General features: G+C 36.8%; 13 protein-coding genes and 2 riboswitches. Of the genes, 8 read left to right on the top strand and 5 right to left on the bottom strand.

Going from position 1 to position 14,844, the window contains the following annotated elements:
• The first annotated feature begins 10 nt into the window (after positions 1-10).
• A complete protein-coding gene (gene glcK, locus COL05_RS01255; protein ID WP_000391706.1) occupies positions 11-994 on the top strand; it encodes a glucokinase in 984 nt (327 codons plus the stop codon).
• 80 nt (positions 995-1,074) lie between these two features.
• On the opposite strand, the gene COL05_RS01260 is transcribed toward glcK, so the two are convergent.
• Positions 1,075-1,248, bottom strand: a complete 174-nt coding sequence (locus COL05_RS01260; RefSeq protein WP_098667291.1) for a DUF2759 domain-containing protein — start codon at positions 1,246-1,248, stop codon at positions 1,075-1,077.
• Between the two features lie 170 nt (positions 1,249-1,418).
• On the opposite strand from COL05_RS01260, the gene COL05_RS01265 reads away from it, so the two are divergent.
• Both COL05_RS01265 and COL05_RS01270 read left to right on the top strand, forming a co-directional pair.
• Complete coding sequence (locus COL05_RS01265) at positions 1,419-2,048, top strand: MBL fold metallo-hydrolase (protein WP_098667292.1); 630 nt, start codon at positions 1,419-1,421, stop codon at positions 2,046-2,048.
• 9 nt (positions 2,049-2,057) lie between these two features.
• The gene (locus tag COL05_RS01270) at positions 2,058-3,170 is read left to right on the top strand and encodes a class I SAM-dependent methyltransferase (RefSeq protein ID WP_098667293.1); all 1,113 of its coding nucleotides are present in this window, start codon (positions 2,058-2,060) and stop codon (positions 3,168-3,170) included.
• Positions 3,171-3,321: 151 nt separating this feature from the next.
• Here COL05_RS01270 and COL05_RS01275 read toward each other — a convergent pair whose 3' ends face one another.
• From COL05_RS01275 to metI, 4 genes are all read right to left on the bottom strand, one after another.
• Entirely contained in the window at positions 3,322-3,612 is a 291-nt protein-coding gene (locus tag COL05_RS01275; protein WP_000894375.1) for an ArsR/SmtB family transcription factor, read from the bottom strand.
• 433 nt (positions 3,613-4,045) lie between these two features.
• Positions 4,046-4,558 (bottom strand): cysteine hydrolase family protein, encoded by a 513-nt coding sequence (locus tag COL05_RS01280; RefSeq protein WP_098667294.1) that lies wholly within the window; start codon positions 4,556-4,558, stop codon positions 4,046-4,048.
• Positions 4,559-4,698: 140 nt separating this feature from the next.
• Complete coding sequence (metC, locus tag COL05_RS01285; RefSeq protein WP_098667295.1) at positions 4,699-5,862, bottom strand: cystathionine beta-lyase; 1,164 nt, start codon at positions 5,860-5,862, stop codon at positions 4,699-4,701.
• Entirely contained in the window at positions 5,859-6,971 is a 1,113-nt protein-coding gene (metI, locus tag COL05_RS01290) for a cystathionine gamma-synthase/O-acetylhomoserine thiolyase (protein ID WP_098667296.1), read from the bottom strand. Before metI ends, metC begins: the two co-directional genes overlap by 4 nt.
• A 93-nt stretch (positions 6,972-7,064) precedes the next feature.
• Positions 7,065-7,174: riboswitch (SAM riboswitch) on the bottom strand.
• A gap of 203 nt (positions 7,175-7,377) precedes the next feature.
• Positions 7,378-7,487, top strand: a riboswitch (SAM riboswitch).
• A gap of 70 nt (positions 7,488-7,557) precedes the next feature.
• Between metI and COL05_RS01295 the strand changes: the two genes are divergently transcribed.
• The 5 genes from COL05_RS01295 (at position 7,558) to COL05_RS01315 (ending at position 14,837) form a co-directional block, all read left to right on the top strand.
• Entirely contained in the window at positions 7,558-9,390 is a 1,833-nt protein-coding gene (locus COL05_RS01295) for a bifunctional homocysteine S-methyltransferase/methylenetetrahydrofolate reductase (RefSeq protein WP_098667297.1), read from the top strand.
• Positions 9,390-12,788, top strand: a complete 3,399-nt coding sequence (metH, locus tag COL05_RS01300; RefSeq protein WP_098667298.1) for a methionine synthase — start codon at positions 9,390-9,392, stop codon at positions 12,786-12,788. Before COL05_RS01295 ends, metH begins: the two co-directional genes overlap by 1 nt.
• A gap of 18 nt (positions 12,789-12,806) precedes the next feature.
• Positions 12,807-13,865, top strand: coding sequence for an undecaprenyldiphospho-muramoylpentapeptide beta-N-acetylglucosaminyltransferase (gene murG, locus COL05_RS01305; protein ID WP_098667299.1), 1,059 nt, complete (start codon positions 12,807-12,809; stop codon positions 13,863-13,865).
• Between the two features lie 240 nt (positions 13,866-14,105).
• Positions 14,106-14,366: a DUF3966 domain-containing protein gene (locus COL05_RS01310; protein WP_000817964.1), complete on the top strand. Its 261-nt coding sequence runs from the start codon at positions 14,106-14,108 to the stop codon at positions 14,364-14,366.
• A gap of 96 nt (positions 14,367-14,462) precedes the next feature.
• A complete protein-coding gene (locus tag COL05_RS01315; RefSeq protein WP_098667300.1) occupies positions 14,463-14,837 on the top strand; it encodes a nucleoside 2-deoxyribosyltransferase in 375 nt (124 codons plus the stop codon).
• Positions 14,838-14,844: the final 7 nt, after the last annotated feature.

Consider the following 14,844-nt stretch of genomic DNA (forward strand, 5'->3'; position numbering starts at 1 on the left):
GGTAAGCAACATGGAAGAGAAATGGTTAGTTGGTGTTGACCTTGGTGGTACAACTATTAAATTAGCATTTATTAATGTGTACGGTGAAATTTTACATAAGTGGGAAATCCCTACGAATACAAATGAGCAGGGAAAGCATATTACACTTGATGTAGCAAAAGCTATTGATAAAAAGTTAGAAGAGTTAGGCGAATTAAAAAGTAAGTTAATCGGTATTGGTATGGGAGCTCCTGGTCCTGTACACGTGGCGTCTGGAATGATTTATGAAGCGGTTAACTTAGGATGGAAAAACTATCCGTTAAAAGATTTATTAGAAGTAGAAACAGGATTACCTGTTGTTATTGATAATGATGCGAACTTAGCAGCGCTTGGTGAAATGTGGAAAGGTGCTGGTGAAGGAGCAAAAGATTTAATTTGTATGACGCTTGGCACTGGTGTTGGTGGCGGTGTAATTGCCAATGGAGAGATTGTACACGGCGTAAGCGGTGCTGCTGGTGAAATCGGACACATTACAGTCGTTACAGAGAATGCTTTCCCATGTAATTGCGGGAAGTCTGGTTGCCTAGAAACTGTAGCATCTGCAACAGGTATTGTGCGTGTTGCTATGCAAAAAATACAAGAAACTGATAAAGAAAGTATTCTACGTTCTATGTTAGCAGAAGAAGGACGTATCACATCAAAAGACGTATTTGAAGCACATGGACAAGGTGATGAACTAGCAGGCGAAGTAGTAGAAAAGGTAGCTTCTTATTTAGGATTAGCTGTAGCGAACCTTTCTAGCACGTTGAACCCAGAGAAAATCGTTATTGGCGGAGGCGTTTCTAAAGCTGGAGATGCACTATTAGAACCAATTCAACGCTATTTTGAGCAATATGCTTTCTCACGTGCTGTAAAGAGCACGAAGTTAGCGATTGCAACACTTGGTAATGATGCAGGTGTTATCGGAGGAGCTTGGCTTGTAAAAAAGCACAAATACGAAGCGAAGATGATATAAGTTGTGAAGTATGAAAAGAGGAAGGGGAAACCCTTCCTCTTTTTGTGCGAAATCTTGATGAAGAATAGCATGTAAATGAATTAAGCTGCTGGTGGGTACCCGTTATATAGAACAGTCATGATTGTAAACCATCCGAAAACGAGTACAGTTGCAATTGCAAAGCCGCCCGCGAGAAAATTCTTTTCGCGAATTGTTCTAAGCGTAGCAAATACAGCTAACAGAGTGACAAGCGTAAAAATAATAACAAGGCCCATACAATATCCTCCTCTGTCTACCCATTTCTTAATATGAGTTTTTGGAATATTTACTCTTTTATATTGTACATGTTTTAAAAATGATTGTCGAGATAGCATCCTTTCTTTTCCTAAGAGAAAAAAATGTTGTATCATTGAAAGTAAGTTTAATAATTGGAGGAGATTTTCATATGAAATGGATACAAATGCCGTTAGGCCCATTACAAACAAATGCTTACATTTTAACGAATGAGCAAAATGAGTGTATTATCTTTGATCCTGGTCACGAAGGAGAGAAGCTCGTTACATATTTACAAGAAGAAAAATTAAAGCCACTGGCTGTTTTATTAACACATGCTCACTTTGATCATATTGGTGCTGTTGATGCGGTAAGAGACGCTTTTCATATTCCTGTGTACGTACATAAAGAAGAAGCAGAGTGGTTAGGCGATGCAACTGTAAACGGTTCTCAAATTTTTATGATGAATCGCAGCATTACAGCAAAACCAGCAGATCATATTATTGATGCAGAAGGTGCATTAGCAATTGGTTCATTTAACTTTGAAATTTTTGAGACACCAGGACATTCTCCAGGCAGTATTTCTTATTACTGTAAAGAGGCGAATGCTGTATTTTCTGGAGATGTATTGTTCCAAATGAGTATTGGAAGAACAGATTTACCTGGTGGAAGTTTTGCAGAATTGATTGGAAGTATTGAAGAGAAATTATTTGTATTACCTGATGAAACAGCGGTGTTATGTGGACATGGTCCAGAAACAAGCATTGGTTTTGAAAAAGAAAATAATCCATTTTTACAGTAAGGAGCTAGTATGGAGATGGAGCTCATTTTAAAAGAATGGATGAAAAAAGAAAAGGATTATTCAATTTCATACAGTACATATATGAACCTCGCATTATATGCAGAGGAACATGGATATTATATGAAAGAACGTGAAAAAATCGGAAGACAAGGGGATTTTTTTACAAGTAGTAATGTATCCTCTGTGTTTGCAAAAACTTTTGCTAAGTTTTTTATTCGTCTTGTTGAAAATGGTGAAGTTGCTCCACATATTTGTGAGATTGGTGGGGGAACTGGGAAGTTTGCCTATGATGTTTTACAAGAATGGAAGCAATTATCACCGAAAACCTTTATTGATTTAAACTATTCAATGATTGAAATGAGCCCTTTTCATAGAAAATTACAGCAGAAAAATCTTTGTTCATTTTCTAATGTGTCATATTATACATCGCATAATGAAATGGGGGAATCGTTCGAAGGAATTCTTTTTTCGAATGAGTTATTTGATGCATTTCCTGTTGAAGTAATTGAGAAGAGAAATGGAATATTGTATGAAGTACGTGTTACGTACACAGAGGAAGGGAAGCTTGCGGAAGTATGTAGGCCGTTACATAAACGAATTGGTCGATACTTATTGAAATATAATATTCATCTTGCTGAAGGCCAACGTTTTGAAGTGCCGATTGCAATGGAAGAATATATAAAAGGAATTGCGAAATGGTTTCAACGAGGTGTATGTATTACAGTTGATTATGGATATACAAAAGAAGAATGGATGCATCCTGCACATCAAGAAGGAAGTTTACGAGGCTATTACGAGCATAAGTTAATTCGTAATCCTTTAGCGTATCCAGGTGAAATGGACCTTACTACTCATATTCATTGGGACGAACTGAAAGAGATGTTTAGCCTGCAAGGTATGCATACAGTATGGCATAAGAAGCAATCTGAGTTTTTGTTAGCAGCAGGAATATTAGGGCAACTTACGAATCATCAAGACCGGGATCCTTTTTCTGAAACTCAAAAACAAAATCGCGCAGTGCGTTCAATGATTTTGGGCGGAGGATTAGGGAGTACATTTGAAGTTGCTATACATACGAAACATATGCAACAGCTACACTTAGATCGGTATTTGAAAATATAAAAAAACAAGACACAGCATATTTCTGTGTCTTGTTTTTTAATACGACTTTTTAATTATGTAGCATCATATATTTCCTCTCATGATATATATTTATATTAAAGATATGAGATGAAAAATATAAAATACGTCCTTTTTCTCTGTTTATGAATCCCTAACCTAATAATACGCGAACGAGTTGAATAATTGTCTCGTTTTCTACTTTGTAATAAATTTCCAATCCTTTTCTTTCACTTGAAACAATTTTAGCGCTTTTTAACTTTGCTAAATGCTGTGAAATTGTAGATTGTGGCATGTTTAAGCCAGTGTACATTGTAGAAACGTTGCTTGGACCACGTTCAATTAATCCTTTTACAATACATAAGCGAACAGGATGAGCAAGTACTTTCAATAATTCTGCATTGCTTTCATATAGTTCAATTTCTTTTTGAAAGGTTTCTAACATGTTCTTTTCCACCTCCGTGTGAGCTGTTATACCATATTATACATACCAAAAAATTAAAGAAAAGGAAACAGTTGTTGCAGAAAAAAAGTCCTAAAGTAAAGAAATTGTAAGAAAAGAGACCCTGATGTAAATAAAGTAGATGAATTAGCACGGTTTTGTAAAATGACATTTTTGGGTGAAAATTTCGATGCGTTTTAAAAATTGAAAGATATAGATATATTTGTAACACAATTTTATCACGATTTTCTTATTCTTTCAAATGAATATACAAAATTTTTAAAATAATATGACAAAGGAATTGTAATGTTATATATAGAATATAAAACAGGTTAAAAGAAAAGAAGCTGAATGTAATCAGCTTCTTTATGGTGAAAATGAAATGTTCGAATATAGCTGATAAATCTTAGAATTACCAAGACATTAGTTATGTATTCTAGATTTCATCATTTATCAATTTTAAAAATCTGTTGTTCCATATATTCTCATAAAAGTTAATTGTCTCTTTTGCGGACATAAATGGATTATTTAGCGTAGAGGTTGCTTTCTGGACCATGAAGTTTTCGTATCCTAGTCCATGAGCGAATTTAATCGTAGCATCCATACAATACTCTGTTTGGGCACCACAAAATTCAATACGATGGACAGATAATTGATCTAAAACCTCTTTTAAGTTTGTCTTATAAAATGAATTGGCATGTGTTTTTCTTACAAAAAAATCTCGTTCTTGAACATCTAAATCACCATGAATAGCCCAAAGTTCTTTTTCAGGTACTAAATCATCATCACAATGTTGAACGAAAAGAATTGGTTTATTTGATTCTCTGTATGAAGAAATTCTTGTATTTACTTTTGTAAGTAAGTTTTGTAAGTCAAATAAATGTTCTTCGCTATAACATACTCCATTTTGTAAGTCGATAACGATTAAGACATCTGCACAAGTATCCATTATTTTTGCCCCTTTTTATTTTTTAATATATCAATTAATTTATTACTTGAAAATAGATGGTGCTCTTTTGTTTTTTTATGAACTATACGAAACAACATAAAAAAAGATATGAAAGCTTCATTTCATATCTTCTTTTCTCTCTATGCATTTACAGGTTCTTCTACATAAGAAAGGGCATTTTCAAAATCGGATATTAAATCGTCAACATTTTCAAGGCCGACGGATAACCGAAGTAATGAATTCGAAATCCCTCTTTCATCACGAGCTTCTTGCGATAGTGCTGCATGTGACATTTTAGCTGGGTAGGAAAGGATTGATTCGACAGCTCCTAAACTAACCGCAAAGACAGGTAATTTAACTCTTGATAAAAATTGGCGGAGTGCGTCTTCTGATTGTAAAGTGAAAGATAGGACAGCTCCGGCTGATGTAGCTTGAGATTGTTGAATATTAAATCCCAGATGTGTTTGTAAGCCAGGATAATAGACGTTTTGAACTTTATTGTGCTCTTGTAAATAGTGTGCAATTTTATTGGCGTTAGCAGCTGAGTGCTCAAGACGTACATGCAATGTTTTTAGACCGCGAAGTACGAGAGAACAATCTTGCGGACCTAAAATAGCGCCGAATGCATTTTGTAAAAACCCAAGTTTTTGAGCGAGTTTGGGATCTTTTACAACCGCTAATCCTGCAGTAACATCACTATGTCCGGCAATAAATTTTGTGGCACTATGAAGAACGACATCGGCGCCAAGGTCAAGTGGCTTCTGGAATAGTGGTGTCAAAAATGTATTATCAACAAAAGTAAGGGCGTCAATAGATTTTGCAAGTTTAGAAACAGCACGAATATCTGTCACTTTTAAAAGTGGGTTAGAGGGTGTTTCCACATAAAAAAGCTTTGTATTTGGCTTAATGTTTTGTTTTATTTCTTCTAAATTGGTCATATCAACAAATGTATGTGACACACCGTAACGAGAGAGAACTTCAGTTATCATTCGATAAGTCCCTCCGTATACGTCTTCTGAAATGAGTACGTGATCACCTTGTGAAAGGAGGAGGAATGCAGTAGAAATCGCTGCAATTCCTGATGCGAATGCAAGCCCTTTTGTTCCGCCTTCTAATAAAGCGATAATATCTTCAAGCGCTTCGCGAGTTGGATTACCAGAGCGGCTATAGTCATATTTCCCGAACGTATCTACATCAAATTGGTGGAATGTTGATGTATTATAAATGGGAACGTTAACAGCTCCTGTTTGTGAGTCATGTTTATATTGGTTGTGTAGTAAAAGTGTATCTATAGAATAACTCATATTCTTACACCTTCTTTTACAAGTTTAATGGCTTGTTGTAAGTCTTGAATTAAATCGTTACTATTTTCAATACCAACAGAAAATCGAAGAAGACGATTACATACACCGTTTGCTGTTCTAATTTCTTCAGGAATATCAGCGTGTGTTTGTGTTGCCGGATATGTCATTAAACTTTCAACACCACCGAGACTTTCAGCAAATGTAATTAAGGATAAAGATTGTAGGAATGGATTAATCCACGTTTCATCTTTTAGACGAAATGAGATCATACCGCCTCTTCCAGGGTAAAATACATCTGTCACACCGTCTTCATCATTTAAATAAGCGACAACTGCTTTTGCATTTTCTTCATGTTGTCTCATGCGAAGCGCTAACGTTTTCATACCACGAATTAATAGCCATGAATCAAATGGGCTTAATACCGCGCCTGATGCATTATGATAATGAGCGATTTCCTCACAAAGTTCCTTTCCTTTTGCAACGACAAGTCCGCTTAGTACATCGTTATGTCCTCCTAAATATTTTGTTGCGCTATGAATTACAATGTCCGCGCCTTCTGTTAATGGCTGCTGTATATAAGGCGTGTAGAATGTGTTGTCTACGATAAGAAGTAGTCTGTGTCTTTTCGCTACAGTTGCGACAGCAGCAATATCAGTAACTTGCATTAATGGATTAGTTGGAGTTTCTATGAAAATAGCTTTCGTTTCAGTTGTGATAGCTTGCTCAATTTGTTTAATAGACTGTGTATTTACGTATCTACATCGAACGTTCCACTTTTTTTCGTGCTCAGAAAATAATCGATAAGTGCCCCCGTATAAATCTTCGGATACAATAAGTTCATCTCCAGAACGGAATAGGGACAGGACGAGGAGAACAGCTGCCATCCCTGAACTACAGGCATATCCTTGTTCACCGTGTTCTAAGTCTGCAATTGCCTGCTCTAACAGGCCGCGAGTTGGATTGCCAGTTCGTGAATAGTCAAAGCCAGTCGATTTACCAATTCCTTCGTGACGATAAGCAGTTGAAAAATAAACAGGTGGATTAACAGTCCCTGTTGTAGTTTCGCTTCGGTTTCCGATTTGTGCTAGTTTTGTTTCAATAGTTGACATGTGAAAATTCCTCCTTTTTAAATTAACAATTAAGTGAATGTAAAATAAAAAAAGCCTTCTAAGAAGAAGGCTTTCGGTTTGAATAGAGTCTTCTTCTCATCTGTCAAATCTTTCACAATTTGCTGGAATTAGCACCTTATTAACAAATGTTAATGGTTGCTGAGGCGTCATAGGGCCAGTCCCTCTACCTCTCTAGATAAGAATGTTTGTATGAAATTTTATTATGTTTTTAACTTTACAACAAAAGATAATTGAATTGCAACTTTATTTTAAATAATTTTTATTTTTCCGCAAGTGTCATTGACTTTTGCATTTGTGCGTGCTAAATTTATTAAAAAATTAACAAACATTGTTAAAAGGGGAACGCATTTCCTTTTAGCTACATAAATAAAATAATAAAGACAAACTCTTATTGAGAGCGGTGGAGGGAAAGGCCCTGTGAAACCCGGCAACCTTCAAACGAAATGTTTGAAACGGTGCTAATACCTGCAAAACGAGTGTTTTGCATAATAAGAGGAGGATCGATTATGTCCCCCTCTTCAAAGTGAAGAGGGGGTTTTTATATTGATAGAAATGAGGGAGATTGGTGAAATTACTAGATTTATTATCAAAAGGAATTGTAATAGGTGATGGTGCGGTTGGAACGTTATTACATTCACATGGCTTGCAAAGTAGTTTTGAAGAATTGAATATATCTGATCCAGATTTAATTATATCGATTCATAAGCAATATGTAGCTGCTGGGGCAGATGTAATTCAAACAAATACGTACGGAGCAAATGAAGCGAAATTACGTATGTATGGTTTAGAAAATCAAGTTACTGAAATTAATAGAGCGGCAGTCAAACTGGCGAAAGCATCTGTTACAGACAGAAATGCCATTTTAGGAACAATCGGTGGTATGAAACATATCGGAGCTGTTACGACAACTGATATGGAAAGAGAATTTATGCTACTTGAGCAGGCAAGTGCTTTACTAGAAGAACAGGTTGATGGATTACTATTAGAGACTTTCTATGATGAGTTTGAATTACTTCATGCTGTTCAGGTGTTACGAAAACAAACGAATATTCCAATTGTAGCTCAATTAGCGTTACATGAGGCAGGTACGACTCAAAATGGAAATGATGTAAATGAAATATTAAAACAGCTTTTAGACTATGGTGCAAATGTTGTTGGATTGAACTGCCAACTAGGGCCACTTCATATGACGGAAGCTTTTAAAATGATATCGATCCCGCAAAATGGTTATTTGTCAGCATATCCAAATGCAGGTCTCCCGAATTATGTGGAGGGACGTTACGTATATGAGGGAAGTCCAGCTTATTTCGAAGCGATGGCACCGAAATTTATTGAGCAAGGTATTCGGTTATTAGGTGGTTGTTGTGGCACAACACCAGAACATATTGAAAGTATGAAACGTGCTACTTTACACGTTACGCCTGTAATAGAGAAGGATACGATTCAAAGACCGAAAGTAATTCATACACATGAGAAACGTTCAAAAGCGCATGTTACTTTAGCAGAGAAAGCGAAAAAACAAACGACAGTAGTAGTGGAATTAGATCCACCGAAAACGTTAGATACACAGCGTTTTTTTGAAGGCGCAAGGGCATTGAAAAGAGCTGGAGCAGATGCTATTACTCTAGCAGATAATTCATTAGCATCGCCTCGCGTCTCGAATATGGCAATGGGTGCATTATTAATGAAACACGATATTCCGGTATTGACGCACTTAACGTGTAGAGACCATAACGTCATCGGATTACAATCTCATTTACTAGGATTATCAGCGTTAGGCATGGAAGAAGTGTTAGCTTTAACTGGTGATCCAGCACGCGTTGGTGATTTTCCAGGTGCCACTTCTGTATATGATTTGTCCTCTATTGAGCTCATTAAAATGATTAAAGAAATGAACGATGGGCGCTCCATTTTAGGGAAATCAATAGGTCCAGCAACAAGGTTTTCAGTAGGAGGTGCGTTTAATCCGCATGTAAGGCATTTAAAAGCAGCGGTTAAGCGAATGGAACGGAAAATAGATGCTGGAGCAGAATATTTCTTAACGCAGCCAATTTATGATATCGCGTTAATTGAAGAAGTGTATGAAGCGACAAAGCATTTAGAACAACCTATTTTTATTGGGATTATGCCATTAATAAGTAAACGGAATGCAGATTTTCTTCATTTTGAGGTGCCAGGTATTACTTTACCTGAAGCAGTAAGAGAGAGAATGGATGGACATGAAATGAAAGAGGCAGCAATTGAGGAAGGGATTCGTATTTCTCAAGAGTTGATTGATGCGGCGATGAAATATTTTAACGGCATTTATCTTATTACACCATTTCTAAAATATGAAATTACAGAACACCTCGTTAAATATGTGAGAGAAAAGCAAGAAGTGAAAGAAGGTATTAATTGATGAAAAGTATAGAGGGAAAATTACAAAATAACATCTTAATATTAGATGGTGCAATGGGAACAATGATCCAGCAAGAGGACTTAACTGCGGAAGATTTCGGAGGGGAAGAGTACGAAGGCTGTAATGAATATTTAGTAGAAACAAGACCTGATGTCATTTTGAAGATTCATAAAGCTTATATTGAAGCTGGGGCGGATATTATTGAAACAAATACATTTGGGGCGACAAATATTGTATTGAGTGATTATGATCTGTCCCATTTAGATGAAGAACTAAATGAGAAGGCAGCACGTTTAGCGAAGCAAGCGGTCCAAGAAAGCGGGAAGGAAGTATACGTTGCGGGAGCGATGGGGCCGACAACGAAAGCGATTAGTGTTACTGGTGGTGTAACATTTGAAGAATTAATTGAAGCTTATACGCGGCAGGCAAGAGGATTGTTGAAGGGAGAAGTTGATGTATTGCTCGTTGAGACGAGTCAAGATATGCGTAACGTGAAGGCTGCTTATATTGGAATTCAAGCAGCTTTTGACGAACTAAATACAATTGTACCTATCATGATTTCGGGAACGATTGAACCGATGGGAACGACTCTAGCTGGGCAAACAATTGAGGCTTTTTACCTATCGGTAGAACATATGAAGCCATTATCTGTTGGATTAAACTGTGCGACTGGTCCGGAGTTTATGAGAGACCATATTCGTTCCCTATCAGATTTGTCGGAGTGTTACATTTCTTGTTATCCCAATGCAGGTCTTCCTGATGAAGATGGACATTATCATGAATCTCCATCTTCTCTCGCTGAAAAGGTGAAGCGATTTGCTGAAGAAGGATGGGTTAATATTATCGGTGGTTGTTGTGGCACAACACCAGAACATATAAAAGCAATGAAGGCTGCGTTAGCGTCTCTTAATCCGCGTGAACATCACGAAAGAGCTGGGCACGGTGTTAGTGGATTAGAGGCACTGCAATATGATGACTCTATGAGACCGTTATTTGTTGGTGAAAGAACAAACGTTATTGGATCACGTAAATTTAAACGATTAGTAGCAGAAGGGAAATTTGAAGAGGCTGCGGAAGTTGCAAGAGCGCAAGTGAAGAAAAATGCTCATATTATTGATATTTGTATGGCAGACCCGGACCGGGATGAAATAGAAGATATGGAAAACTTCTTGGCAGAAGTTACGAAAGTGTTAAAAGTACCGATTATGATTGACTCAACAGATGAAAATGTGATGGAGCGAGCTCTTACTTATATTCAAGGAAAAGCTGTTATTAATTCAATTAATTTAGAAGATGGAGAAGAACGATTTAAAAAAGTGACACCGCTTCTTCAGAAATATGGTGCCGCTATTGTTGTAGGAACAATTGATGAAGAAGGTATGGCGGTTAATGCAGAACGAAAACTCGAAATTGCGAAAAGAAGTTATGAGTTATTGACGACGAAATATGGTATACGCCCGTCGGATATTATTTTTGACGCACTTGTATTTCCTGTAGGTACAGGTGATGAAGAATATATTGGCTCGGCGGCAGCGACGATAGAAGGTATTCGTCTTATTAAAGAAGCGTTACCAGAGTGTTTAACGATTTTAGGTGTAAGTAACATATCATTTGGTTTACCACCAGCTGGGCGTGAAGTGTTAAATTCCGTCTTTTTATATCATGCAACAAAAGCAGGATTAGATTACGCGATTGTAAATACGGAAAAATTAGAGCGCTATGCGTCAATTCCTGATGAAGAAAAACGCCTTGCAGATGCATTACTTTTTGAAACGACGCAAGAGACATTAGAAGAATTTACAAACTTTTATCGCGTGGCAAAAAAGAAAGATGTTGTTGTCCAAGAAACATTAACTCTTGATGAAAGGCTCGCAAATTACATTGTAGAAGGTACGAAACAGGGATTACATGAAGATTTAAGCCTCGCACTTACAGAAGGAAGAAAACCTTTGGATATTATTAATGGTCCACTTATGACAGGGATGGATGAGGTAGGACGATTATTTAATAATAATGAGCTTATCGTTGCTGAAGTATTGCAAAGTGCTGAAAGTATGAAAGCTGCCGTAAGCTATTTAGAGCCACATATGGAATCTAGCGATAGTGCTAAAAAAGGGAAAGTATTATTAGCAACCGTTAAAGGTGACGTACATGATATCGGGAAAAATCTCGTTGAAATTATTTTAGCGAATAACGGCTATGAGATTATTAATTTAGGAATCAATGTTCGCTCGGATCGAATTGTGCAAGAAGTACAAGAAAAGAAGCCTGATATTATTGGGCTTTCTGGTTTATTAGTAAAATCAGCGCAACAAATGGTAATGACTGCTGAAGATTTAAAAGCGGCGGATATTGATATTCCAATTGTTGTAGGCGGGGCAGCGTTAACGAGAAAGTTTACAGATAATCGTATTTCGCCATCCTATAAAGGGCTCGTATGTTATGCAAGTGATGCGATGACGGGGCTTGATATTATTAATAAGCTTCAAAAAGAAGAAGAGAGAGAGAAGATGAAACAGGATAAAAAAGAACGTCATCTTCATATCGTAACAAAAGAAGAGAAGAAAGTAGAAATTCCAGCAGTAATTGAACCATTACCGAAGGCCGAGATTATAGTGCCTGATTCAACAAAACGAGTCGTATTACGCGATATCCCAGCCCTTCATCTCGCTCCATTTTTAAATAGACAAATGCTACTTGGACATCACCTTGGATTAAAAGGAAGTGTGAAGAAGCTTTTGCGAGAGGGAGATAAAAGAGCACATGAATTAAATGATTTAATAGACGAATTATTGCAGGAAGGACAATCTTGGTTAAAGCCGAAAGCGGTGTATCAATTTTTCCCAGCGCAAAGTGACGGACAAAATATTGTAATATATGATCCAGAAGATCATACGCGTGTTATAGAACGTTTCACATTCCCAAGACAAGGAAAAGCACCATATCGTACTTTAGGTGATTATTTACGCCCAGTTGGAGATGAAATGGACTATGTTGCTTTCCTATCTGTTACGGTTGGGGAAGGCGTTCGGGACATTGCTGAAGAGTGGAAGGCGAAGGGTGATTATTTACGCAGTCATGCTATTCAATCGTTAGCGCTTGAACTAGCAGAGGGACTTGCTGAAAAAACACATATGCTTATTCGGGATCGCTGGGGTATTCCAGATTCACCAGAACTGACAATGGAAGAACGTTTTCGCACGAAATATAGAGGAATACGCGTATCCTTCGGTTATCCAGCATGTCCAGAACTCGCGGATCAAGAAAAATTATTTCGACTTATTCATCCAGAAGAGATAGGTATTTCATTAACGGAAGGATTTATGATGGAGCCAGAAGCATCTGTAACGGCTATGGTATTTTCTCACCCTGAGGCAAGATATTTTAGTGTATTATAGTGTAGAAGGGGGAGACGTATGAAAAAAATAGTCTTTACAGGTGGCGGTTCGGCAGGGCATGTAACACCTAATTTAGCCATCATTCCGCATTTACAAGAACAGAATTGGGATATTTCTTATATTGGTTCTCATCAAGGAATTGAGAAAACAATTATAGAAAAGGAAGGCATTCCGTACTATAGTATTGCAAGCGGAAAGCTACGCCGTTATTTTGATTTGAAAAATATAAAAGATCCTTTTCTTGTAATGAAGGGTGTTATGGATGCGTATGTAAGGATTCGAAAACTAAAGCCGGATGTGATTTTTTCAAAAGGTGGTTTCGTATCTGTACCAGTCGTAATTGGAGGATGGTTAAATAGAGTGCCAGTCTTATTACATGAATCTGATATGACGCCAGGACTAGCAAATAAAATTGCGCTCCGTTTTGCTTCGAAAATATTTGTTACATTTGAAGAAGCTGCGAAACATTTACCGAAAGAAAAAGTAATCTATACAGGATCGCCTGTACGTGAAGACGTGCTAAAGGGAAATCGTGAAAAAGGTTTAGCGTTTTTAGGTTTTTCACGTAAAAAGCCAGTTATTACAATTATGGGAGGAAGCTTGGGCGCAAAGAAAATTAATGAAACGGTTCGAGAAGCGTTACCAGAACTTCTGAAAAAGTATCAAGTTGTTCATCTTTGCGGAAAAGGTAATCTTGATAAAAGCTTACAAAATAAAGAAGGATATAGACAATTTGAATATATACATGGAGAACTGCCAGACATATTAGCGATAACAGATTTTGTTATTTCACGTGCGGGCTCTAATGCCATTTTTGAGTTTTTAACATTGCAAAAGCCGATGCTTTTAATTCCGCTATCCAAATTTGCAAGTCGTGGAGATCAAATACTAAATGCAGAGTCTTTTGAGAGACAAGGATATGCTTCCGTATTGTATGAAGAAGATGTGAATGTCAATTCTCTTATAAAGCATGTTGAAGAGTTATCTTATAATAATGAGGCATATAAAACCGCATTAAAAAAATATAATGGAAAAGAAGCAATTCAAACAATCATTCACCATATTTCAGAGGCATGATGAAACAATCATGCCTTTTTTAGTAGGATGAAAGATTCCAAGAAACGGTGTTTTTATGTTACAATAAAGTGAAACTTTAATCAGTGGGGAAGGGGTTAATCCCCCACTGATTATTAGNNTCGGGCTTTTACGGGCAGTTAATCCCACACCTAACTTCTTTATTTTGCTGAATTTTGAGGTGTGGGTTTTACTGCCCGTTAATGCGGGGTAGCAAATGGATTAGTAGGGAAATTCCAATTAATGAAGCGTGAAAATACGAATGGATTAGGAGTGACTGTGTTGGAGCTAAGTCTCTATGAAAATACTGCACTTATTATATGCTTTGTGTTGTACGTTGGTAGTGTTATTGTTTATATTTCAAGGAAGTTTTCGCAAGAAAGAGAGCTTGAAAAATCAGAAATAACAGCTGAACTAGAAATGTTAGCTGATGAAAGTTATAAAAAACAAAAAATAAAAGAAGACCATGAGGCATCCCATCATTTAAACGCAAATAAGTTTTAAAGATGGGGATTTTTTTTGAAGTTGTTCTTTATTATGTTTATAGCAAATAACGCTAAAATGGAGTTTCCCCCTTATATAATGAAGGAGTGTATATAAATGAATTTTTATATTGCCTCAGGATTTCAAAATAAACACCTTGTACGTTCTATAGCAAATGAATTGGAACATGCAGGATGGAACCATACATATGATTGGACTAAAAACGAAAGAGCAGTGAATCAAGAACAATTAAGAGAAATTGGTCAGGCAGAAAAGAATGCTATTAAAGAAGCGGATGTATTTTTACTTATATTAGATGGTGGGAACGGGAGCCATACAGAGTTTGGAATGGCGATTGCGCTAGAGAAAAAGATATATGTATATCATGAAAGAAATCCGCTCCAAACAACGTTCTATCATTTGCCAGAAATAAATATTTTTGAAGGAGATGCAACTGAATTTGCATCTTATGTTATGAATCATGTGAAATAATAGTAAC

This window comes from Bacillus sp. AFS059628 (assembly GCF_002571225.1).
GTDB lineage: Bacteria > Bacillota > Bacilli > Bacillales > Bacillaceae_G > Bacillus_A.